The sequence below is a fragment of the Streptomyces sp. Ag109_O5-10 genome (assembly GCF_900105755.1).
GTDB lineage: Bacteria > Actinomycetota > Actinomycetes > Streptomycetales > Streptomycetaceae > Streptomyces.
This window is the reverse complement of the sequence record NZ_FNTQ01000001.1, coordinates 4277625-4299033: the sequence shown is the minus strand read 5'-3', so window position 1 is coordinate 4299033 and position 21409 is coordinate 4277625. Positions and strand designations below refer to the sequence as shown.

The following is a 21409-nucleotide window of genomic DNA, read 5'->3' as shown; positions in this document are numbered from 1 at the left end:
CCTCCCCGTCCTCCGCAACCATGCGGGCGGCGGGGAGCGTCTTTGCGGTCGTCCACTTACCGGGCGCTTACGCAAGCGGGCTTTGGGGCGCGGGGACGCATGATCCTGGCGTGGGGACGCCGTGATCGGGGCGTGGGGACGTCCGTTCATCATGGGACATAAGGGAAGAGCGGGACGCATGACGGCAATTGACATACCGTCGAGTGTGCTGCCGGACGCGCGCGGAACGGTACCGAACGCGCCGGCCGGCCCACCCGGCGGCCCCGGCATGCGCCCGTCCGGAACGTCCGACGCAAAAGTGATGCCCGGCACGTACAACCCCACCGGGGGTAGACGTGTCCAACTTGCGTGGCAGAGGTACTCGAACTCAGTGCGCCCGGCGGCGCGACGGCCCTACGGCCGCCCCGCGCCGGTCTGCGCCCCCGCGTGCCCGGCGCGCCCGGCGGCATGCCGGTGATCGCGCCCATGCCCGCAGCGCGGCCCACCCGCATACCCAGCCAGCGCGACGGCGCCGAGGAGGCGACGGCGGCGGCCGGTACCACCGTCGACCACCTCACCGAGACCTACCGGGCGCACTACCGGTCACTCCTCGGCCTCGCCGCGCTCCTCCTCGACGACACCGCCTCCTGCGAGGACGTCGTCCAGGAGGCGTTCATCCGCGTCCACTCCGCCCGCAAACGCGTCCGCGACCCGGAGAAGACCCTGGCCTACCTGCGCCAGACCGTCGTCAACCTCTCCCGCTCCGCGCTGCGCCGCCGCATCCTCGGCCTCAAGCTCCTCTCCAAGCCGATGCCGGACGCCGCCAGCGCCGAGGAGGGCGCCTACGACCAGCTGGAGCGGCGCGACCTGATCAAGGCGATGAAGGGCCTGCAGCGCCGTCAGCGCGAGGTCCTCGTCCTGCGCTACTTCGCCGACATGACCGAGGCCCAGGTCGCCGAGACGCTCGGTATCTCGCTGGGCTCGGTGAAGGCGTACGGCTCGCGCGGCATCGCGGCGCTGCGGGTGGCGATGGAGTCGGCGGCATGACGGACAGCCCCCGAGGAGGCGACTCGCATGATCGCCACGAGCCCTACGCCTGGCACGAGCCGACACCGGAACGGCACCACGAGCATGAGCACACGCAATCGCACGCTGGGAACGGAACTGTGAACGACGGCCCCGACGACAAGGGCCCCGAAGGGCTCCGGAGCGGGCTCGGCCCCGGCTTCGGGGCCGGTGCCGACGGCCCTGAGACCCTGGACGGGCTCGACACGGACGAGCTGGCCCTGCGCCGGCTCCTGCACTCCGCGGTCGACGACCTCGCCCCGCGCGACGGCAGCCTCGACCACCTGCGCCGCGCGGTGCCCGCCCGCCGGGCCCGCAAGCGGCAGGCCGCCGTCGGCATGGCGGCCGCGGCCCTGTTCATCGGCACCGCGGTCCCCGCCCTCGTGCACGTCTCCCACTCCGGCGCCATCGACCCCAACACCTCCATCGCCGGCCAGGCCTCCCAGGCGCAGGGCGGTGCCACCGGCGGCAAGAACCCCGACGGCGGCACCAGCACCTCGGGCGGCACCGGCGGCCAGGCCACCGGCCAGAGCCCCGGCGGCACCAAGGGCGGCGGCAAGGGCGAGAGCACCGGAGCCGTCTCCGGCACCAAGGTCGTCCCCACCGCCGGCGCCGCCAGCAGCGCCCCCGTCTGCACCTCGGCCCAGCTCGGCACCCCGTCCTCCACCGTCGGCGCCCCCGACTCGACGGGCGTCGTCTACGGCACCTTCCGCGTCGTCAACGTCTCGACGACGAGCTGTACCGTCGGCGGCCCCGGCACCGTGGGCGTCCTCGCGCAGGGAGCGGCCGACGCCACCAAGATCGCCGCCGCCCGGCACGTCGCCGGCGACGCGGCGGCCGGGCTGCCCGACCCGACCACCGAGCTCACCGGCCTGATCCTGGCCCCCGGCGCCGCCTACGAGGAGAAGTTCGGCTTCGTCCCCTCGGCGACCTGCCCGACCAGCGGCTCCAGCACCGGCGGCTCCAGCGACACCGGCGGCACCGGCGGCTCCACCGCCTCCCCGAGCCCCACCGACGGCGCCAGCAGCAGCGCGGGTACGACCACCGCCGGGTCGGACGGCACCACCACCCAGCTGCTCACCGAGGACGGCGCCACCGCCGACGGGAGCGTCGCGGTCTCGTACACCCCGCAGGCCGGGTCCCCGACCGGCTCGGCGACGGTGACGAACGCCTGTGCGGGGACGGTCTACTGGACCGGGGTACTGGCGGCCCAGTGACCGGCGGGACCGGCGGCGGCCGTCGTCATACGGCGGTCGGTTGCTGGGCTTCCTCTTCCGGGTCCGGGACCAGGCCGAGCGCCGCGTCCCGGGCGAACTCCGCCTCGCGGCGCAGCAGCCGGAACCACATGAACACCACGAACCCCGCGAAGACGAACCACTCACCGGTGTAGCCGAGGTTCTGGAACGCCTTCAGGTCGAGCCCCGAGTTGTCCGGCGCGGTCGCCGGTACGGCCGTCATCCCCGAGTCGGCCTTCTCCAGGGTGATCCACGCGTCGTACACCGGGTAGGGCACCAGGTTCACGAGTGAGGCCGCGCTGATCGCCGCCGTCTGCCCGGACGGCAGGCCGCCCTGGTTGCTGACGCCGTTGTCCCCCGGCGTCTCGGAGGCCTGCAGCGCGCCGGTGACGGTGACCTCGCCGGCGGGCGGGGCCGGCACCTCGGCGGCGTCCGCCTTGCCGGGCAGCCAGCCGCGCACGACGGGCAGCGCCTTGCCTGAGTCGGTGCGCAGCAGGGTCAGGACGTAGAAGCCGTTCTTGCCGTCGACCTGGCGGTCGGGCACCAGCAGCTGCTTGGCGTACCGGCCGGTGACGGTGGCCCGCTTGCCGGAGGTCGACTGGTCGACGGGCAGCAGGTCGGCCAGCGGCCGGGCAGCCTCGGTCTTCGCCGTCTCGACCTGCGCGTCGGCGCTGCGGTGCGCTTCTACCCGTGCCTCGAAACGGCTCAGCTGCCACGACCCCATGAAGACGCAGAACGGGATGGCGAGCAGCACGAAGACGTTGATGCCCCACCAACGGGGTGTCAGCAGAAAGCGGTACACGCCGTCCACGGTACGGGGCGGTTCATGACGGTTTACGGGCGGGGTGGGCGCGTGGAGACGGGTGCGCGGGCCCGGACGCCCACCTGGAGGTTCGCAAAGTTATCCACAGGCCGTGGGCTCCCGTCGACGCAATGTGGGCGGGGACGGGCACTATGGGGCCATGACTGCGGCCATGAGTGAGAGCGACATGCCGGACTGGGAGAAGCGCTTCCGCGCCCCTCGGGTCTCCCTGCCGGACTGGGCGGAGGACGCCCCCGACCGTTCCCTGTTCGTGTCGAACGCGACGGGGACGTACGAGCTGTACGCCTGGGACCGCGCGAGCGGTGAGCAGCGCCAGGCGACGAACCGGCCGAACGGCACGACGGACGGGCTGCTCTCCCCGGACGGCGCGTGGATCTGGTGGTTCGACGACAAGGACGGCGACGAGTTCGGCGTCTGGCGCCGCCAGCCCTTCGGCGGCGGCGCGGACGAGGAGGCGACGCCGGGCCTGGAGCCGTCGTACCCCTCGGGCCTGGCGCTGGGCCGCGACGGCCGCACGGCGGTCGTGGGCCGCTCCACGGACGACGAGGGCACGACGATCTACCTGGTCAGAACGGGTGAGGAGCCGCTGGAGATCTACCGGCACGCCGAGTCCGCGGGCGTCGGCGACCTCTCCCACGACGGCTCGCTGATCGCGATCGAGCACACCGAGCACGGCGACGCCATGCACTCGGCGCTGCGGGTGGTCCGCCCGGACGGTTCGACGGTCGCCGAGCTGGACGACACCCACGGCGGCAGCGAGGAACTGGGCCTGGAGGTGCTGGGCTTCGCCCCCGTCGACGGCGACCCACGGCTGCTCATCGGGCATCAGCGGCGGGGCCGCTGGGAGCCCCTGGTCTGGGACGTCGTCTCCGGCACGCAGACGGACCTCACGCTCGACCTGCCGGGTGACGTGAGCGCGGAGTGGTACCCGGACGGCGGCGCGCTGCTCATCGCGCACAGCCACAAGGCCCGCAGCGACCTGTTCCGCTACGACCTGGCCACGGGCGGGCTGACCCGCATCCCGACCCCGCCGGGCTCCGTCTCCGGGGCCACGGCCCGCCCCGACGGCACCGTCGAGTACCTCTGGTCGTCGGCCGCCGAGCCGCCGGTGGTCCGCTCCACGACCGGCGAGGTGGTCCTGGACCCGCCGGGCATGAAGTGCCCCCCTTCCGTCCCCGTCTCGGACGCGTGGGTGGAGGGCCCCGGCGGCCTCATCCACGCCCTGATCCAGAAGCCGGCCGGCGCCGTCGGCCCCCTCCCCACCGTCTTCGACCTGCACGGCGGCCCGACCTGGCACGACAGCGACAGCTTCGCGGCGGGGCCGGCGGCCTGGGTCGACCACGGGTACGCGGTGGTCCGCATCAACTACCGAGGCTCCACGGGGTACGGCCGGGCCTGGACGGACGCGCTGAAGCACCGGGTGGGCCTGATCGAGCTGGAGGACGTGGCGGCGGTGCGGAAGTGGGCGGTCGAGTCCGGCCTCGCCGACCCCGAGCGCCTGGTCCTCACCGGCGGCTCCTGGGGCGGCTACCTCACGCTCCTCGGCCTGGGCACCCAGCCGGCGTCCTGGGCGGTGGGCATCGCGGTGGTCCCGGTCGCCGACTACGTCACGGCGTACCACGACGAGATGGAGTCCCTGAAGGCGATGGACCGCACGCTGCTGGGCGGTACGCCGGAAGAGGTCCCTGACCGCTTCGCCGCGTCCTCCCCGATCACCTACGTCGACGACGTCAAGGCCCCCGTCTACATCTCGGCCGGCCTCAACGACCCCCGCTGCCCCATCCGCCAGATCGACAACTACGTCAACCGCCTCGCCGCCCACTCGGCCCCCCACGAGGTCTACCGCTACGACGCCGGCCACGGCTCCCTCGTGGTCGACGAACGCATCAAGCAACTCCGCCTGGAAATGGAATTCGCCGAACGCCACCTCACGCCCACGGCGACAGCACCGACCGACTGACCTTTCCCACCACCCACCCGACTCGGCTGAAGTGCCCCGAAAGGGGCGCGGGGAACTGCGCGAGCGACCACGACGGGGCGGCACCGGACCATGGCGCGGTGGGCCCTGTCAGGGCGCAGGGCACTGTCGAGGACGCGGTATCGAAGCGCCCCGAAAGGGGCGCGGGGAACTGCGCGAGCGACCACGACGGGGCGGCACCGGACCGCGGCGCGGTGGGCCCTGTCAGGGCGCAGGGCGCTGTCGAGGGCGCGGTATCAAAGTGCCCCGAAAGGGGCGCGGGGAACTGCGCGAGCGACCACGACGGGGCGGCACCGGACCGCGGCGCGGTGGGCCCTGTCAGGGCGCAGGGCGCTGTCGAGGGCGCGGTATCGAAGCGCCCCGAAAGGGGCGCGGGGAACTGCGCGCTCGGCCCCCGCGCGGCCGCACGTACGCGCACCACGCCGACCCACCCGCCCCCACCCCTCAACCGAGCGAGTCGGGTGGGTGGGTGGGCGAGGCCCGGTGGCCGGAGAGCTCCGCCAGCCCCCGGCGGGTGGCGACCACCACCACCCGGTCCCCGCCCCGCAACACGTACTGCCCGTCCGCAACCCCCTGCCGCCCCTCGAGCGCCAGCACCCGCCAGGCCCCCACCCGAAACGCCCCCGCCACCGTCCGCCCCTCCAACTGCGGATGCCCGCCCACCGCCACCACCGCCACCAGCAGCACCTTCCGCTCCACCGGGATCGCCCCGAGGATCTGCCGCCCCAGCATCGCCCCCGCGAAGGACGGCGCCGCCAGGTACGACACACTCCGGCTCCGGGTGACCGCGTGCGGATGCGCCGCCCGCAGCGTCCGGTACACGGCCGTCGCGAAGTCGTCGTCGTACAGCCGCAGCACCGCCGTCAGGTCGGGCCGCACGGACCGCGCGTACAGCACGGCCTCCAGATTCGTGGTGTCCGCGCTGGTCACCGCGAGCAGCGCCTGCGCCCGATGGATCTTGGCGGCCTCCAGGACCCCCTCCTGGGTGACGTCCCCGAGCACCACCGGCACCCGCAGCCGCCGCGCCACCGCCAGCCCGCGCGCCTCGGGGTCGGCCTCGACGCACACCACCGGCACGTGCAGCTCCCGCAGCCGCGTCAGCACGCGCGTACCGATCTTCCCCAGCCCGAGGAGGACCACATGACCGCCCAGCCCCCGTGGCGGCTTGCGCAGCGCGGAGGCGCTGCGGAAGGTACCGAGCGCCTCCAGGACAGCCGCCAGCAGCACCGGCAGCAGCAGCAACCCGACCAGCCCCGTCAGGAGTTGCAGGATCTGCCTGCCGACCGGCGCCCCGATCGCGGGGTTGTCGATGGCGAACAGGTCGAGGAGCGTGTAATAGAAGGCCCGTACCGGATGCATGTGCGTCACCACCGACAACGCGACCGCGAGCGCGACCACGCACCCCGCGCTCCCGAACAGCGACCACCTGAGCCGCCGCGAGAACAACGAGGCGAGCGGGGGTACCACCCCCACCCCGCGCCCGGCGGGCTCGGCCGAGCCCCCCGACGACACGTGCTCCAGCACCATCACGCCCCGCTCGCCCGCGGTCCGTACCTGCTCGTCGTCAGGCAGCAGCCGCGGCCCCCGCTCCCGGCCGCCCCCGGCCGGTTCGGGCCCGGTGCCGTTCGGGGAGAGCAGCGCCAGCGGGAACAACCCCTGTTCGCCGGCGTCCTGACCCGCGCCGGCGCCCGGCGGCAGGTCCACCGCCCGCAGCACCAGACCGTCCGTCTGGATGACCTTGCCGCGCCCGGCGAGCGCGGTGGCGGCGAGCGCGGGCGCGGCGGTGTCGGCGTCGGACAGCACGATCGTGGAGGCGTCGCCCACCGCGCCGCCCCCGCTGCCGTCCGGGTCCCCGATCGCCAACGCGGCCGCCTGGTCGAGCAGTTCCTCGATGTGCTGCCCCAACCGCCGGTTGTACAGCCGCAGCACGAGCCGCAACCGCGGATTCAGCCGGCGGGCGGTGAGAGCGGCCCGGATGTTGGTCTCGTCGTCGTCGTACACGAGGGCGAGCGCGGCGGCCCGTTCCACCCCCGCCTCGGCGAGCACCGCCTCACTGGCCTCGACGGCCTCCAGCACCCGCTCCCCGCGCGGCCCTTCACCGCCACCGGAGACCGAGCCGGCACCACTAGCGGCACCACTACCGGCACCGCCGCCACCGCCACTGCCTCCGTTCCCGCCCGTCCATCCCACGGTCGCACTGACCACGCGGTCGAACAGCGCGGCCGAGGCGGCCCGGGCGCGGCCGACGACCGGCGGCCGGGCGATCCGCACGTTCGGTGGTACGACGAGGGTGACCTGTTCGCCGTAGACCGTGCGCAACTCGGCGGCCAGCCGGTGCGCGAGCCCGTCGTCCCCGCACACCACCATGGGCGCCTGGACCCCACCACCCTGATACGGAACGCTCGCCACGAGGGAAAAGACTGCCTCAACGCAACGCATGGTTCCAGCAACGAGGTGAACAGTCACCCCTGACCGCCCGTAGGGAGGGGGAGGGAGCACAATCGCTGGATCTGACCGAAGTGCCGGAGGTATCCGACCCGTGGCCATCACCGAGAAAGCCGCCCCGCCCGGCGCCGCGCCCGAGGGCGGGACGCCCGGCGCCGACGGCACCGGCACCCCGCCCGGCCGGACGGGCTGGCACCTCAACTCCCCGCTTGCCCTGACCCTGCTCCTCCTTCTGGTCGTCATGTTCCAGGGTCCGGTGCGCGGCGCGCTGTCGAAGCCGGTGATGCAGAGCTGGATGACGGTGTTCGTGGCGGTGGTCGTCCAGGCGCTCCCGTTCCTGGTCCTCGGCGTGCTGCTCTCCGCGGCGATCGCGGTCTTCGTCCCGCCCTCCTTCTTCGCCCGGGCCCTGCCCGGCCACCCGGCCCTCGCGGTACCGGTCGCCGGGCTGGCCGGTGTCGTGCTCCCGGGCTGCGAGTGCGCGTCGGTGCCGGTGGCCGGCGCCCTGGTCCGCCGGGGCGTCACCCCGGCCGCGGCCATCGCCTTCCTGCTCTCCGCGCCCGCGATCAACCCGATCGTGCTGACGGCGACGGCGGTCGCGTTCCCGCGCAACCCCGAGATGGTGGTGGGCCGGTTCGCGGGCAGCCTGCTGGTGGCGTGCGGGATGGGGTGGCTGTGGCAGCGGCTCGGCCGCACCGACTGGCTGCGGCTGCCGGCCCACGCGCACCACGAGGGCGAGACCAAGGGGGAGGCGTTCTGGTCCTCGGTCCGGCACGACACCGTGCAGGCGGGTGGCTTCCTGGTGCTCGGCGCGATGGCGGCGGCCACGCTGAAGGCGGTGGCCCCGGCGGAGTGGCTGCGCACGGCGGCCGCCAACCCGGTGGTCGCGATCCTCGCCCTGTCGGTCTTGGCCGTGCTCCTGTCCATCTGCTCCGAGGCGGACGCGTTCGTGGCGGCCTCCCTCACCCAGTTCTCGCTCACCGCGAAGCTGGCCTTCCTGATCGTGGGCCCGATGATCGACCTCAAGCTCTTCGCGATGCAGGCCGGCACCTTCGGCCGCGGCTTCGCCCTGCGCTTCGCCCCGGCCACCTTCGCGGCGGCGATCGCGGGCGCGGTCCTGACCGGGGCGGTGCTGCTGTGAACCGGCAGGCGCAGGCGGCGGTGATGTTCCTGGTCGGCGCGGCCCTGCTGCACGCGGGCACGACCGACCTCTATCTCCGCTACGTCAAGGCGGGTCTGCAGCCGTTGCTGCTGGCGGCGGGCGCGGTCCTGATCGTCTCGGCGCTGGCGACGGCGTGGTACGAGTGGCGGCGCGCCCGCAGCCGCAAGGAGGCCGCGCAGGAGGCCGTACCGGAGACCGCGCCCGAGGGGCACGTCCACCGCGAACCCCGCATCTCCTGGCTGCTGGTCCTCCCGCTCCTCGCCCTGATCCTCATCGCACCGCCCGCGCTCGGCTCGTACAGCGCGATGCGCACCGGTACGGCCCTGCAACAGCCCTACGGCTACAACAAGCTGCCCAAGTCCGACCCGATACCGCTGAACCTGGTCGACTACGCGGGCCGCGCCGTCTACGACCACGGGCGTTCGCTGGCCGGCCACCAGGTCCGGATCGCCGGCTTCGTGGCCGTCGACTCGGCCGGCACCCCCTATCTCGTCCGGATGGCGCTGAACTGCTGCGCGGCGGACGCCCAGCCGGTGAAGGTGGCCCTGACCGGGAAGATCCCCCCGGTGCTCCGGCCGGACGGCTGGCTCCAGGTGACGGGCACGTACATCGCCCGCGAGACCCACGACCCGGTGAACAACGGCCCGATCCCGTACCTCCGGGTCACCGAGGCCAAGCCGATCCCGACCCCGGCGGACCCGTACGACGAGACCTGGAACAACTGACGCCCGCAGGACCGCCCCCTCACCCTCGACGTCCACCAGTTCTCCGTGGACACCCGCCCCGACCAGCGACTCATCGCCTACGCCCCGCCACCGGACTCCCCGTCCCAGGAGGCCAGCCGGGGCAGATAGGGCCGGCGCGTCGGCGTGAGCGCTCCGTCGGAGTTCACGTCCGGCCGACCGCGTCCTGGTCGTCCAGCGGGGTGGCCTGGGCCGGCAGGGCGAGGGGCTGTTCGGGGTGGGGGCGGCGGGTGAGGCGGCGGGCGAGGGGTTCGGTGTAGCGGGCGGTGAGGGGGCCGAGGATGACGAGGATCAGGACGTAGGCCGTGGCCAGCGGGCCCAGGGAGGGTTCGATGCCCGCGGTCACGGCGAGGCCGGCGATGACGATGGAGAACTCGCCGCGGGCGACCAGGGTGCCGCCGGCCCGCCAGCGGCCCCTCACCGAGATGCCGGCGCGTTTCGCGGCCCAGTAGCCGGTGGCGATCTTCGTCAGCGTGGTGACGAACGCCAGGGCGAGCGCGGGCAGCAGCACCGGCGGGATGCTCGACGGGTCGGTGTGCAGGCCGAAGAAGACGAAGAAGACGGCGGCGAACAGGTCGCGCAGGGGAGCCAGGAGGTGGTGGGCGCCCTCGGCCACCTCGCCGGACAGGGCGATGCCGACCAGGAAGGCGCCCACCGCGGCGGAGACCTGCAGCTTCTGCGCGATGCCCGCGACCAGCAGGGTCAGGCCGAGCACCACCAGGAGCAGCTTCTCCGGGTCGTCGCTGGAGACGAAGCGGGAGATGTGCCTGCCGTAGCGGACGGCGATCAGCAGGACCAGTCCGGCGACCCCGAGCGCGACCGCCAGCGTGAGGCTGCCCGCCGCGAGGCCCACGCCGGCCAGCAGCGCGGTGATGATCGGCAGGTAGACGGCCATGGAGAGGTCCTCCAGGACCAGGATGCTCAGTATCACCGGCGTCTCCCGGTTGCCGAGCCGTCCCAGGTCCCCGAGCACCTTCGCGATCACCCCGGACGAGGAGATCCAGGTGACGCCGGCCAGCACCACGGCCGCCACCGGGCCCCAGCCGAGCAGCAGGGCCATCGCGGCCCCGGGCAGCGCGTTCAGCGCGGCGTCCACCAGACCCGCCGGGTACTGGGTCTTCAGGTTGGAGACGAGATCGCTGGCCGTGTACTCCAGGCCGAGCATGAGGAGCAGGAGGACGACGCCGATCTCGGCACCGATAGCGACGAACTCCTCGCTGGTGCCGAGCGGGTAGAGGCCGCCCTCGCCGAAGGCGAGCCCGGCCAGCAGGTAGAGGGGGATGGGCGAGAAACGAAGGCGCCCGGCGAGCCGGCCCAGCAGGCCGAGGCCGAGGATGATCGCACCGAACTCGATCAGGAACACGGAGGAGTCGTGCACGGCGGACTCACTCCCGCCCGAGTATGGCCGCGGCCGCGTCGACGCCCTCACGGGTGCCGATGACGATGAGCGTGTCGCCGCCCGCGAGGCGGAAACCGGGCGTGGGGGAGGGCACCGCCTCGGCGCGGCGCAGCACGGCGACGATGGACACCCCCGTCTCGGTCCGCATCCGGGTCTCGCCGAGGAGCCGGCCGTTCCAGTACGAGGTGGCGGACAGCTCGATCCGCTCGGCCACCAGCCCCAGGTCGGTGGTGGAGAGCAGGTTCGGGCTGTGGTGCGTCGGCATCAGCGCGTCGATGAGCGCCGCCGTCTCCCCCGCGGACAGCCTGAGCGACAGGGCGCAGGCGTCGGGGTCGTCCCGGTGGTAGGCGCTCAGGATCCGCGAACCGTCCCGGTGCGCGACCACGGAGACCCGGCCCTGCTCGCGTGTGGCGAGGTCGTAACGCACCCCGATCCCCGGCAACGGTGTCCTGCTCAGGCGTGGAGCCCCCAAGGCTGTCTCCCCTGTCTCGTCGTCTCGTCCCGCTGGTTCTTTGCGCTTTCTTTAACAACACCCTAACGGGGGAGCCGGGGAGACGGGCCGGGGGTGGCTCAGGACGGGTAGGGGACGTGGCAGTCCAGGGCCGGGTGGTACAGCACGTGCCAGGTGCGGCCCTCGACGACGCCGCTCGCCGGCAGGCCGTGGCAGGTCTGGATCCACTCGATCTTCCGCTGCGTGGCCGTGCCGTAGACCCCGTCGGTCGCGAGCCGGGGCGGCTGCCCGCCCCACGCGTTGCTGAGGCACTGCGCCTGCCTGACCGCGGCTCCGGTGGCGCCGTACCCGAGCGTGGGCTGGTAGCCCGAGGTCACGTACGAGCAGTCCTGGCCGGGAGTGGCCGCCGCGGTGTGCGGCAGTGCCGGGCCCAGGGCGACGGCCGCGACCAGTACCGCGGCCGGGGTGAGCAGTCGGTTCCGTCTCATGCCCGCTCCTTATGGGGGCGACTCGACATCTGCCCATGGTCGCGCGGGAGCGGTGACGCCCGCGAGTCGGGAGCCCGCGACGACGATCGGAAGGGCGCCGCTGAAACCGGGCTGAAGCCGGGCTGAACCGCCGCGACGGCACGCTCTGCGGCATGACGACGAACGAACACGAACGCCGAGACGAAAACGAACGCCGAGACGAAAACGAACACCGGGACGGACGCGAACTCGCGATCGCGGCGACCGGGCTGCGGAAGGCCTACGGGGAAAAGACCGTCCTCGACGGCATCGACATCCGGGTGCCCGCCGGGACGATCTTCTCGCTCCTCGGGCCCAACGGCGCCGGGAAGACCACGGCGGTCAACATCCTGTCCACCCTGATCTCCGCCGACGGCGGCACCGCCCGGATCGCCGGGCACGACCTGACCGCCGAGGCCCAGAAGGTACGGGCCGCCATCGGGGTCACCGGCCAGTTCTCCGCCGTGGACGGACTGATCACCGGCGAGGAGAACATGCTCCTCATGGCCGACCTGCACCACCTCTCCAAGCGGGAGGGACGGCAGGTCACCGCCGGCCTGCTGGAGCGGTTCGACCTCACCGAGGCCGCCAGGAAGCCCGCCTCCACCTACTCCGGCGGCATGAAGCGCCGCCTCGACATCGCCATGACCCTGGTCGGCCGCCCGCGGATCATCTTCCTCGACGAGCCGACCACCGGACTCGACCCGCGCTCCCGCCACACCATGTGGCAGATCATCCGCGAGCTGGTCTCCGGCGGCACCACCGTCTTCCTCACCACCCAGTACCTGGACGAGGCCGACCAGCTCGCCGACCGCATCGCGGTGCTCAACGGCGGCCGGCTCGTCGCCGAGGGCAGCGCCGAGGAGCTGAAGCGGCTGGTGCCCGGCGGCCACGTACGGCTGCGGTTCTCCGACCCGGCGGCCTACGAGCGGGCGGCGACCGAACTGCGCGAGACCACCCGGGACGACGAGGCCCTCGCCCTGCAGATCCCCAGCGGCGGCACCCAGCGCGAGCTGCGCGCCATCCTCGACTGGCTCGACGCGGCCGGGATCGAGGCCGACGAACTCTCCGTGCACACCCCCGACCTGGACGACGTGTTCTTCGCCCTGACCGGCAGCCCCGTTGCTTCGACCGGCACCAAGACCGGCACCAAGACCGGCACCTCGACCGGCACCTCGACCGACAAGGAGACCGTCCGATGAGCACCGCCTCCTACGCCCTGCGCGACAACCTGACCATGCTGCGGCGCAACCTCCTGCACGCCCGCCGCTACCCCTCCCTCACCCTGAACCTGCTGCTCACCCCGGTCATCCTGCTGCTCCTGTTCGTCTACGTCTTCGGCAACGTGATGAGCGCCGGCATCACCGGCGGCCACGCCGACCGGTCCGCGTACGTCGCCTACCTCGTCCCCGGCATCCTCTTCCTGACCGCCGCCATGACCTCGCTCGGCACCGCCGTGTCGGTGGCCACCGACATGACCGAGGGCATCATGGCCCGGTTCCGCACCATGGCGATCTCGCGCGCCTCGGTGCTGATCGGCCACGTGGTCGGCAGCGTGATCCAGACGATGGCGGCCCTCGTCCTCGTCCTGGGCATCGGGCTCGCCATCGGCTTCCGGCCCGACGCGTCGCCGGTCGAGTGGCTCGCCGCGGCCGGACTGATGGCCCTGGTCAGCCTCGCGCTCACCTGGCTCGCGGTCGGTATCGGCCTGATCAGCCCCAACGCCGAGGGCGCCAGCAACATCGGCACCCCGCTGGTGATGCTGCCGTTCCTGTCCAGCGCGTTCGTCCCGGTGGACGCCATGCCGGGCTGGTTCCGCTGGTTCGCCGAGTACCAGCCGTTCTCGCCCTTCATCGAGACCCTGCGCGGCCTGCTGCTGGGCAGCGGGATCGGCACGCAGAACGCGCTGCTGGCCCTCGGCTGGGGCCTCGGGCTGAGCGTGCTCGGCTACCTGTGGTCCCGGGCGCGGTTCAGCCGCGAGCCCCGGCAGTGACCTCGTGCAGCGCCTGCCGGGCCGCCACCCGCAGCTGATCCCGCCCCAGGGCCGCGTACTCCGACCTCGCGTCGGCGTACGCGGCCCCGTCCGCGTTCTCGGCCGCCCGACGGGACCGGGCCGAGGAGAGCGTGGGCAGGTCCCGCATCACCGGCAGCACCTCCGCCAGCGCCAGCAGCCGCACCGCCGCCGGGTCGCCCCCGGCCAGCCCGGCGTGGCCGAGCGCGAGCAGCACCGAGCCGTAGACCGGCAGTTCCAGCAGGTCCCCGGCGCCGGAAGCGTCGCCGGACAGCATGCCGAGCAGCCGTTGCCGCAGGTGTCCGGCGAGCTCGGCGACCGGCTCCAGGCGGCCGTGCTGCGCGTGCGCGGCGAGCGCGGCGGCCTGCACCTGGAGCGACCACGAGTCCAGGAACGGGTCGTCGGCGGCGAGCGCACCCGCCTCCCGGATCCCGGCCGCCGCCTGCCGCCACAGGCCGAGGCCGACCTCGGTCAGCCCCCGGGCCAGCGCTATCTCCGCCCGCGCCTGCAGCAGTTCGGGACTGAAGGCCTGGGCGGCCTCCGGCTGCCGGTCCGGGGCGGCGCGGGCCAGCCAGTACTCCGCCTCCTCGATCTCCCCGCGCTGCAGACAGGCGGACACCAGCCCGTAGCGGACGCCGATCGCGTCCGACCAGGTACCGGCCCCGCTGAGCGCGTCGGCGGCCCGGAGATGGTCGTAGGCCTCCGCGCCGCGCTCCGTCTTGAGGCACAGCTCGCCGATCCGGCCGTGGCTGAGCAGTGTCATGACCGGATTGCCGAGCGTCCCCACCGCGGCGAGCATCCGGCGCGCGTACCGCAGCGCCCGCTCCGTCTCGTACGCCGCTTCCCACAGGTAGCTGGCGACGCCCGCGGCGAGGCCCGCCAGCAGCGGCTGGTCCGCGTCGCACAGCTCCTCCAGCCGCGCGTACCCGGGCGGGCGCATGTCCGGGACCGCGCACAGCACGGCGGCCAGCGCCCGCGGCACGGTGTCCGCCGGGGCGGGCGGCAGGCGGCGCAGCGTGACGAGCTGGCGTACGGCGTGCGGGCCGTAGCCCATGAAGAGGCCGGCCGCGCACACCGCGGCCGCGCTGCGGGCCGTCTCCACGTCCTCGGGGTGCCCGGGTCCCGGACGGAAGTGGGACAGCGGCCCGCCGGTCTCGGCGGCGAGGGTGACGAACCGGGTGTAGCTGTTGCCGACCGACCACAGGGAGGCCAGGACGGCGGTGACGGCGGCGGTGGCCGGCCCGTCGGCGCGGGCCAGGGCGTGCCGCAGTGCGAGGACCAGGTTGTCCTGCTCGGCCCGGACGCGGTCGAAGGCGGCCGGCGCGTCGGTGCCGTACATCCCGGCGTGGTGGGCCCGGCCGAAGTCCCGGGCCCAGGCCAGGAACCGGTCCGTCACGGCCTCGTCCTCGCCCGCCTCGGCCCGTCGGGCGGCGCCGAACTCCCGCAGTGTCTCCAGCATGTGGAACCGCACCCCGGCGGCGCTCTCGCCCACCTTGACCAGCGACTGGCCGGCCAGCTGCTCCAGCAGCTCCGTCGCGTCCCGGCCGCCGCCGGCACCGTCGTCGTCGCCCTCGCCCCCGCCCTCGCCGAGCACGTACTCGGCCGCGTCCGCGGCGAAGCCCCCCGGGAACACCGACAGCGCGCGCAGGGCCGCCCGCCCCTCCGGCTCCAGCAGGTTCCAGCTCCACTCGACCACGGCCCGCAGCGTGCGGTGCCGTTCGGGGGCGTCCCGGGCGCCGCCGCGCAGCAGCGCGAAACGGTCCCCCAGCCGGTGCGCGATGTCGGCCACGGAGAGCACCCGCACCCGGGCCGCCGCCAGCTCCACCGCCAGCGGCAGCCCGTCCAGGTGCCGGCAGATCTCGGCGACCCGGTCCGCGGGCAGCTCCACCCCGGGCCGTGCGGCCCGCGCCCGCTGTCCGAAGAGCTCGACGGAGGTCGCCAGGGACAGCTCAGGCAGGGCGTACACGGACTCCGAGGTCAGCCCGAGCGGGGCCCGGCTGGTGGCCAGGACCCGCAACTTGCTCGACCGCGACACCAGGGCCTGTACCAGCGCGGAGGCGGCGGCGATCACGTGCTCGCAGTTGTCCAGGACCAGCAACGCGGGGCCCGGGCCCAGGGCGGCGACGATCCCGCTCACCGGGTCCTTGCCGCCGCCCGGGAGCTGGCGGGCCTCCCCGCCGCCCACGGCCGAGGCGACCTCGTCGGCCACGTCGTCGCCGGTGACACCGGCCAGCGTGACGAAGTGCACGACGGGCTGTTCGGCCGCCCGGCTCACCGCGTGCGAGAGCCGGGTCTTGCCGAGCCCGCCGGGACCGACCACGGTGACCACCCGGGCGGCGCGCAGCAGCCCGGCCACGGCGGCGACGTCGGCGTCCCGCCCCAGCAGCGGGTTCGGCTCGTGCGGCACCCCGTGCCGGACCGGCGCGGCGTCCGCGCTCAGCAACTCCTGGTGCACGGCCCGGAGCCGGGCCCCCGGATCACTGCCCAGCTCGTCCCGGAGCCGGCGCCGGTAGCCGTCGTACCGGGCCAGCGCCGCGGCCCGCCCCGCACCGGCGGCCTCGCAGCGCAGCAGCTCCGCCAGCACCTCCTCGTCCCGCGGCAGCTCCCGGTTCAGCTCGGTCAGCGGCGCGGTGGCCTCGGCCCGCCGGCCCAGCCGGGCGAGCGCGAGGGCGTGCGCGCGCACCAGCGACCGGTACGCCCGCAGCCGGTCCGCCCGCAGCGCCGCGACCGGGTCGTGCAGCTCCTCGCCCGCCCCGGCGCCCACGCTGCCGTCCCACAGGGCCAGCCCCGCCTCGGCCTCCGCCAGGGAGCCCTCCTGGTCTCCCGCCCGCGCCCGCTCGGCGCTCGCCGCCTCGCGCACGAGCAGCGCGGAGCTGTCGACCTGCGTCTCGTCCAGCCCCAGCCGGTACCCCGTCGGCGTGCTCACGACCAGCTCGGCGCCCAGCTGCGACCGGAGCCGCGACACCAGGATCTGCACCGCCTTCCCCGGCCGCTCCGGCAGCTCGTCCGGCCACAGCCCCTCCACCAGCCGCCCGGTACTGCAGCCGGTACGCAGATCCGCCGCCAGCAACGCGAGCAGCCCGCGCAGCCGCGGCGCGGTGACCTCCCGCCCACGACAGGCGACTTGGGGCAGCAGAGTGAGCTCGGGGGTGTCGGTCACCCGTGCAGACTAAGTGACTGCGCGCGTTCGCCGGGAGGCAGGAATCACGGGTGTTCAGGGCCGCAGGAGCCCGACAGCAGGGAAGCCCGGCGCCCGGTGGAGCCGGGACGCGGATCTTTTCCGCGGTCCACGACAACCTCGGGTGGTGCCGCACGTCTGGTGGGTTGAAAGGCGGTTTCCGGGACGGGATGTCGGGTCCCGGCGCTGCCCGACCTGTCAGCGTCGTCCCTGAACTCTCTGGAGTCGTTTCCTATGCGGCATTCCCGCGCCAAGAAGTCGAACCGTTCCCTGCGCACCTGGGTGCTGGGGTCGGCCGCCGGTCTCGCCCTGGTGGTGGGCGGCGGCATCGCCGCCCAGGCGGCCACCGCCGGTCACGCCCACGCGACCGTGTCGCCGAAGCCCGTGCCTTCCGCTCCGGGCAAGCACTCCTCCGGCGACACCGACCCCACTCCGGTGCCGGGTGACGAGAACGGCAAGCCCTACCCGAGGCCCGTCCCCTCCACCCCGGGCAAGCACACGTCCGGTGACACCGACCCGACTCCGGTGCCGGGTGACGCGAACGGCAAGCCCTACCCGAGGCCCGTCCCCTCCACCCCGGGCAAGCACACGTCCGGCGACACCGACCCGGTTCCGGTGCCGGGTGACGCGAACGGCAAGCCCTACCGCGGCAGCACCGGCCGCTGAGCCGCCGACCATAGGTGTGGCGGGGCCGGACCGGAGCCGGCCCCGCCGTACCCCTGAGGTGAACGAGGACGATGCAGCTCACCCTTGCCCTGCCCTGGTGGGCCCGGCTCATGCGCCGTGCCGGGACAACCCCCTCTCCGGCGTCCGACGTGCCGCTCCCCGGCCGACGGTTCCGGCACCTGCGTTCGGTGGCGGACCGGGACGGCGAGAAGGACGCCCCCACACTCGCCGACCTGTACCGGACCCGGCGGCTCGACATGGTGCGGCTGGCGGCCTTCCTGGTGGACGACCTGCACTCCGCCGAGGACGTCGTCCAGGACGCCTTCGCCGCCGTCTGCCGTCGGCACGGCGAACGGTTGGACGACCTCCAGGACGCGCATGCCTACCTCCACACCGCGGTGGTCAACGCCGCCCGCTCGGTGCTGCGCCGGCGGCGCACCGCGCGCGCGTACACCCCGCCGTACCAGGGTCCGGGAGCGCCGGTCGACGAACTGCTGCTGCTCGCCGAGGAGCACCGGCAGGTCTTCGACGCGCTGGCCCGACTCACCGCGCGCCAGCGCGAGGTGCTGGTCCTGCGGTACTGGTCCGACCTGACCGAGGCGCAGATCGCCGAGACCCTCGGCGTGTCCCGTGGCACCGTCAAGTCGACCGCGAGCCGCGCGCTCGCCACTCTGGAAAAGCTTTTGGAGGTGGACCGATGAGCCATCGGACGCCGCTCGAGGAGCGGCTGCGCGCGGCGCTCGAAGCGCGCGGGCAGCTCATCAGTGCCCACGACCTGTCACCGGCCCGCCCGCCTGCCGGAAGTACCTGGGGCACCCGACGGATCCGGCGGGTGCTGTCCGTCGCCGTCGCCGCCACAGCGGCCGCCGCGGCCGTCGTCGTCCTCGTGCTGTCCTCCAACACCCCGGACCGCCCCCGCCCGGCACCACCCGCACAGCATTCCAGCCCCACGGTCGCCCCTACCTCCACCGTCCCGCCCGTGGTGCCGTCCGCCGTGCCGTCCGTCTCTCGCTAGGCGGCGGACGGCACGCCCGTGCCGTCCGCCGCCCGTCCGAACGTCCGCTCGAACGACGCCGACGCGGCCTCCTCACGCCACTGCACCGCCGCCTTCGCGCTCGCGCCGAGCAGCGCCCGGCACTCCGCCCCCGGCGCCCGCCCGCTGCCGGGGAGCTGCCCGGCGCAGGCCGCGACCGGACGGTAGCCGTGCCGGGTGGGGTTGCCCTGCCACAGGCTGTCGCCGGGCAGGAAGGCGTACTGCAGGGAGGCGCGGGCCAGGTCCTTGAGCTCCGGGTACGTCAGGCCGTAGGTCTCGGCGGCGTACTGGTACTCGTGGCTGATGTCGGTGCGGGAGACGCCGGGGTCGTCGGTGGCCAGGACGACCGGTACCCCGTACGCCCGGTAGGTGTCGAAGGGGTGGGCGGCGCCGCGCACGCCGAGGATCTGGGCGTTGCTGGTGAAGGGCACCTCGACGGCGGTCTGCCGGGCGGCCATCGTACGGGCCGTCCGCTGCCAGTCGTCCTCGTGGCGAAGGCCGACGCCGTGGCCGACGCGTTCGGTGCCGGCGATGTCCACCGCCTCCCGGACGTGGAACCGCAGGTCCTCGGGGTCGACCAGGCCGGGTCGCGACTCGCCCGCGTGCAGGGTGACATGGGCCCGCGGGTAGACCGTGTGCAGGAACCGCACCATGCGCATCTGCACGGTGTAGTCGGCGAGGGCGACGGGCCCGTCCTCGGGCTGGACGAGGTTGACGGCGAGGAAGCGGGGGTCGGTCTCGGCGAGCCGCATTCCGAGGGCCAGCTCGGTGAAGACGCGTTCGCGGGACTCGCCGCGGAAGGCCTGGTAGACGTAGCGCAGGGTGAGCCGGCAGCCGGGGCGGGGCCGGTCGGTGCCGCAGCGGGCCTCGGTCCGGAACCCGGCCTCGGCGTCGTCCGTCGCGCGGCGGGCCTCGGCGGCCACCCGGTCGAGCCGGCCGCCCGCCGCCAGCCGCGCGTACGTCTCGGGAAGGTCGGGGTCCCAGCCGGTCTCGTCGGCCAGTTGCTCGGCGCGGTCGGAGGCCGGGTTGACCATGGTCTCCAGATAGAACTGGTGCTGCGCCGCGACCGAGTCGGCGACCTCCGCGAGCACCTGGCCCGGGTGGAGCGCGGGCACCAGCCCGAACCTGTCGAACGTGGCGAAGAAGTGGTCGTGGCCGCTGCGGTCCGGCGGGAAGCCATACATGGACCAGGCGCGCAGGATCGCCTCGCGGAAGGCACGGTCGTCGCGGGCGTCGGCGGCGGGCCGGGTGCCGGGGCCGCACGGCGGGAGGACGGCGGTCAGCGTCGCCGTGTCGATGCACAGCCCGTCCCCGGCGGCGAGCGCGATCAGGTACTCGGTCCTGACCGCGCCGAAGAGGTGGTTGTGCAGGTCGCCGCCCTTGGGCAGCTTCAGGAAGAACCTGCGCAGGGCCCGGGAGCGGTCCGGGCCCGCCGTCCGCAGCGCGGCCAGGTAGGCGTCCGTGCGGGCCTCGGCGTCCGTCGCCGGGCGTGGGGCGGCTCCGGGGCGGGGAAGCGCCGCGGCGGGGGGTGCGGCCGGCAGGCAGGCCAGCAGGGAGCAGCAGAGCAGGAGCAGGGCCGCGGCGAGGGCGCGGGCGGGGGTGCGGGCGAGGCCCCGGCGCGGGGCGGCGGCTGCGCCGGCGGGCGCCGTGCGGCGCGGGTGGCCGGCGGTGCGAGCGCCGTCGTAGGTCGTCACGGACCGATGATCATCAAGTCGGTCCGGTCGCGGCCGGACAGCCACGCGGCACGCGTCGCAGAGCCACCCGAGCGGGCGCAGCGCCGCGCGGTGACCGCCCGGACTCAGGCGCCGTCCGGCGGGCGGTCCGCCGTGACGGCCGGGCGGTCCGTCGTGACGATCGGGCGGTCCGTCGTGACGGCCGGGCGGTCCGTCGTGACGGCCGGGCGGTCCGCCGTGACGACGTAGTAGTCCAGCAGGCCGTCGCGGTAGGCCGGCAGGAAGTTGCGCGGCCACTGCACGGGCAGCTCGACGCCGGCGAGGAAGCGGTCCAGGCCCGGCCAGACCTGGTCGCCGATCGACTCGGCCCGTACGCCGGTCAGGCCGGCGCCGACGAGGGCGTCGAGGAGGGACGCCAGCGGGTGGGCCACGTCCAGGCCGGACGCGAAGCTCTCCAGCCGCGCGGCCAGTTCGCCGCCCGCGTCCTCGGCGCCGGCCGGCAGGAAGAAGCTGGTGACGGCCAGCCGCCCGCCGGGCCGCAGCACACGCGTGGCCTCCCGGGCGAACGCGGTCAGGTCGCGGAAGTGCTGAGCGGCCTCCACCGAGTACAGCCGGTCGAAGCGGCCGTCCTCGAACGGCATCCGCTCCGCCGCCCCGTGCGCGAAACCCAGCCGTTCCGGCGCGCGGGCGAGCAGGCCGGCGTTGGCCCGGCGGGCCCGTGCCAGTTGCTCGGGGTGGATGTCGAGGCCGGTCACCGCGGCGAAGCCGAACTCCTCCAGCGCGAGCGCGGCACCGACCCCCAGCCCGCAGCCCACCTCGACGGCGCGGGTGTCCGCCCCGTCGAGGGCGCCGAACACCAGTCGGTAGAGGTCGCGCTGGCTGCGGACCCGGTCCTCGGCGGTCAGCGGACGGTCGAGCGGGATACCGGCCCAGTGGCCGAAGTTGATGAACCCGCCCGCGAACGCCGGTGCGGAGCTGAGGTCCTGCGGCCCGTAGACGGCACGCACGGCGGGCGCGACGGCGAGGTCGCGGCTCGGGTCCACGTGATCTCCCCCTGCAGGATTG

At 74.3% G+C, this 21409-nt stretch carries 18 protein-coding genes; 10 read left to right on the top strand and 8 right to left on the bottom strand.

The window, feature by feature from the left end:
* Positions 1 to 348 precede the first annotated feature (348 nt).
* Entirely contained in the window at positions 349 to 1026 is a 678-nt protein-coding gene (locus BLW82_RS19630) for a SigE family RNA polymerase sigma factor (protein WP_093500246.1), read from the top strand.
* Positions 1027 to 1145: 119 nt separating this feature from the next.
* Entirely contained in the window at positions 1146 to 2261 is a 1116-nt protein-coding gene (locus BLW82_RS19625) for a hypothetical protein (protein WP_352090277.1), read from the top strand.
* A gap of 25 nt (positions 2262 to 2286) precedes the next feature.
* On the opposite strand, the gene BLW82_RS19620 is transcribed toward BLW82_RS19625, so the two are convergent.
* Positions 2287 to 3081: an SURF1 family protein gene (locus BLW82_RS19620; protein ID WP_177233006.1), complete on the bottom strand. Its 795-nt coding sequence runs from the start codon at positions 3079 to 3081 to the stop codon at positions 2287 to 2289.
* A 172-nt stretch (positions 3082 to 3253) separates the two neighbouring features.
* On the opposite strand from BLW82_RS19620, the gene BLW82_RS19615 reads away from it, so the two are divergent.
* Positions 3254 to 5062 carry a S9 family peptidase gene (locus tag BLW82_RS19615; RefSeq protein ID WP_256215879.1) on the top strand — a complete coding sequence of 603 codons (1809 nt, stop codon included), beginning with the start codon at positions 3254 to 3256 and terminating at the stop codon, positions 5060 to 5062.
* Between the two features lie 462 nt (positions 5063 to 5524).
* Here BLW82_RS19615 and BLW82_RS19610 read toward each other — a convergent pair whose 3' ends face one another.
* Positions 5525 to 7447 carry an NAD-binding protein gene (locus BLW82_RS19610; protein ID WP_093500241.1) on the bottom strand — a complete coding sequence of 641 codons (1923 nt, stop codon included), beginning with the start codon at positions 7445 to 7447 and terminating at the stop codon, positions 5525 to 5527.
* 172 nt (positions 7448 to 7619) lie between these two features.
* Between BLW82_RS19610 and BLW82_RS19605 the strand changes: the two genes are divergently transcribed.
* Both BLW82_RS19605 and BLW82_RS19600 read left to right on the top strand, forming a co-directional pair.
* Positions 7620 to 8663, top strand: a complete 1044-nt coding sequence (locus BLW82_RS19605; RefSeq protein ID WP_093500239.1) for a permease — start codon at positions 7620 to 7622, stop codon at positions 8661 to 8663.
* Positions 8660 to 9409 carry a TIGR03943 family putative permease subunit gene (locus BLW82_RS19600; RefSeq protein ID WP_093500237.1) on the top strand — a complete coding sequence of 250 codons (750 nt, stop codon included), beginning with the start codon at positions 8660 to 8662 and terminating at the stop codon, positions 9407 to 9409. The genes BLW82_RS19605 and BLW82_RS19600 overlap by 4 nt, the downstream gene beginning before the upstream one ends.
* Positions 9410 to 9572: 163 nt before the next feature.
* Here BLW82_RS19600 and BLW82_RS19595 read toward each other — a convergent pair whose 3' ends face one another.
* From BLW82_RS19595 to BLW82_RS19585, 3 genes are all read right to left on the bottom strand, one after another.
* Positions 9573 to 10805: a cation:proton antiporter gene (locus BLW82_RS19595; RefSeq protein ID WP_093500235.1), complete on the bottom strand. Its 1233-nt coding sequence runs from the start codon at positions 10803 to 10805 to the stop codon at positions 9573 to 9575.
* A 7-nt stretch (positions 10806 to 10812) separates the two neighbouring features.
* Positions 10813 to 11298 (bottom strand): cation:proton antiporter regulatory subunit, encoded by a 486-nt coding sequence (locus BLW82_RS19590; protein ID WP_093500233.1) that lies wholly within the window; start codon positions 11296 to 11298, stop codon positions 10813 to 10815.
* A gap of 98 nt (positions 11299 to 11396) precedes the next feature.
* A complete protein-coding gene (locus BLW82_RS19585; RefSeq protein ID WP_093500231.1) occupies positions 11397 to 11765 on the bottom strand; it encodes a peptidoglycan-binding domain-containing protein in 369 nt (122 codons plus the stop codon).
* Positions 11766 to 11917: 152 nt separating this feature from the next.
* Between BLW82_RS19585 and BLW82_RS19580 the strand changes: the two genes are divergently transcribed.
* Together BLW82_RS19580 and BLW82_RS19575 are read left to right on the top strand one after the other, a co-directional pair.
* Positions 11918 to 12985 carry an ATP-binding cassette domain-containing protein gene (locus BLW82_RS19580; RefSeq protein WP_256215878.1) on the top strand — a complete coding sequence of 356 codons (1068 nt, stop codon included), beginning with the start codon at positions 11918 to 11920 and terminating at the stop codon, positions 12983 to 12985.
* Positions 12982 to 13776 (top strand): ABC transporter permease, encoded by a 795-nt coding sequence (locus tag BLW82_RS19575; protein ID WP_093500229.1) that lies wholly within the window; start codon positions 12982 to 12984, stop codon positions 13774 to 13776. Before BLW82_RS19580 ends, BLW82_RS19575 begins: the two co-directional genes overlap by 4 nt.
* On the opposite strand, the gene BLW82_RS19570 is transcribed toward BLW82_RS19575, so the two are convergent.
* The gene (locus BLW82_RS19570) at positions 13754 to 16954 is read right to left on the bottom strand and encodes an ATP-binding protein (RefSeq protein ID WP_093500227.1); all 3201 of its coding nucleotides are present in this window, start codon (positions 16952 to 16954) and stop codon (positions 13754 to 13756) included. The two genes, BLW82_RS19575 and BLW82_RS19570, sit on opposite strands and share 23 nt — an antisense overlap.
* Positions 16955 to 17206: 252 nt before the next feature.
* Here BLW82_RS19570 and BLW82_RS19565 point away from each other — a divergent pair, with 252 nt between their 5' ends.
* The 3 genes from BLW82_RS19565 (at position 17207) to BLW82_RS19555 (ending at position 18653) form a co-directional block, all read left to right on the top strand.
* Positions 17207 to 17638 carry a hypothetical protein gene (locus tag BLW82_RS19565; RefSeq protein ID WP_093500225.1) on the top strand — a complete coding sequence of 144 codons (432 nt, stop codon included), beginning with the start codon at positions 17207 to 17209 and terminating at the stop codon, positions 17636 to 17638.
* A 71-nt stretch (positions 17639 to 17709) separates the two neighbouring features.
* Positions 17710 to 18339, top strand: a complete 630-nt coding sequence (locus BLW82_RS19560; RefSeq protein WP_093500223.1) for a SigE family RNA polymerase sigma factor — start codon at positions 17710 to 17712, stop codon at positions 18337 to 18339.
* Positions 18336 to 18653: a hypothetical protein gene (locus BLW82_RS19555; protein ID WP_093500221.1), complete on the top strand. Its 318-nt coding sequence runs from the start codon at positions 18336 to 18338 to the stop codon at positions 18651 to 18653. The genes BLW82_RS19560 and BLW82_RS19555 overlap by 4 nt, the downstream gene beginning before the upstream one ends.
* Here BLW82_RS19555 and BLW82_RS19550 read toward each other — a convergent pair.
* Complete coding sequence (locus BLW82_RS19550; RefSeq protein WP_093508147.1) at positions 18650 to 20245, bottom strand: adenosine deaminase family protein; 1596 nt, start codon at positions 20243 to 20245, stop codon at positions 18650 to 18652. The genes BLW82_RS19555 and BLW82_RS19550 overlap by 4 nt on opposite strands.
* 224 nt (positions 20246 to 20469) lie before the next feature.
* Positions 20470 to 21387 (bottom strand): class I SAM-dependent methyltransferase, encoded by a 918-nt coding sequence (locus BLW82_RS19545; protein WP_093500219.1) that lies wholly within the window; start codon positions 21385 to 21387, stop codon positions 20470 to 20472.
* Between the last annotated feature and the right edge of the window lie 22 nt (positions 21388 to 21409).

Coding starts and splice junctions, on each gene's coding strand:
- BLW82_RS19615 (WP_256215879.1), top strand. CDS start 3,254: ATGAGTGAGAGCGACATGCCGGACTGGGAGAAGCGCTTCCGCGCCCCT.
- BLW82_RS19610 (WP_093500241.1), bottom strand. CDS start 7,447: ATGGTGGTGTGCGGGGACGACGGGCTCGCGCACCGGCTGGCCGCCGAG.
- BLW82_RS19585 (WP_093500231.1), bottom strand. CDS start 11,765: ATGAGACGGAACCGACTGCTCACCCCGGCCGCGGTACTGGTCGCGGCC.
- BLW82_RS19580 (WP_256215878.1), top strand. CDS start 11,918: ATGACGACGAACGAACACGAACGCCGAGACGAAAACGAACGCCGAGAC.
- BLW82_RS19575 (WP_093500229.1), top strand. CDS start 12,982: ATGAGCACCGCCTCCTACGCCCTGCGCGACAACCTGACCATGCTGCGG.
- BLW82_RS19565 (WP_093500225.1), top strand. CDS start 17,207: ATGCGGCATTCCCGCGCCAAGAAGTCGAACCGTTCCCTGCGCACCTGG.
- BLW82_RS19560 (WP_093500223.1), top strand. CDS start 17,710: ATGCAGCTCACCCTTGCCCTGCCCTGGTGGGCCCGGCTCATGCGCCGT.
- BLW82_RS19555 (WP_093500221.1), top strand. CDS start 18,336: ATGAGCCATCGGACGCCGCTCGAGGAGCGGCTGCGCGCGGCGCTCGAA.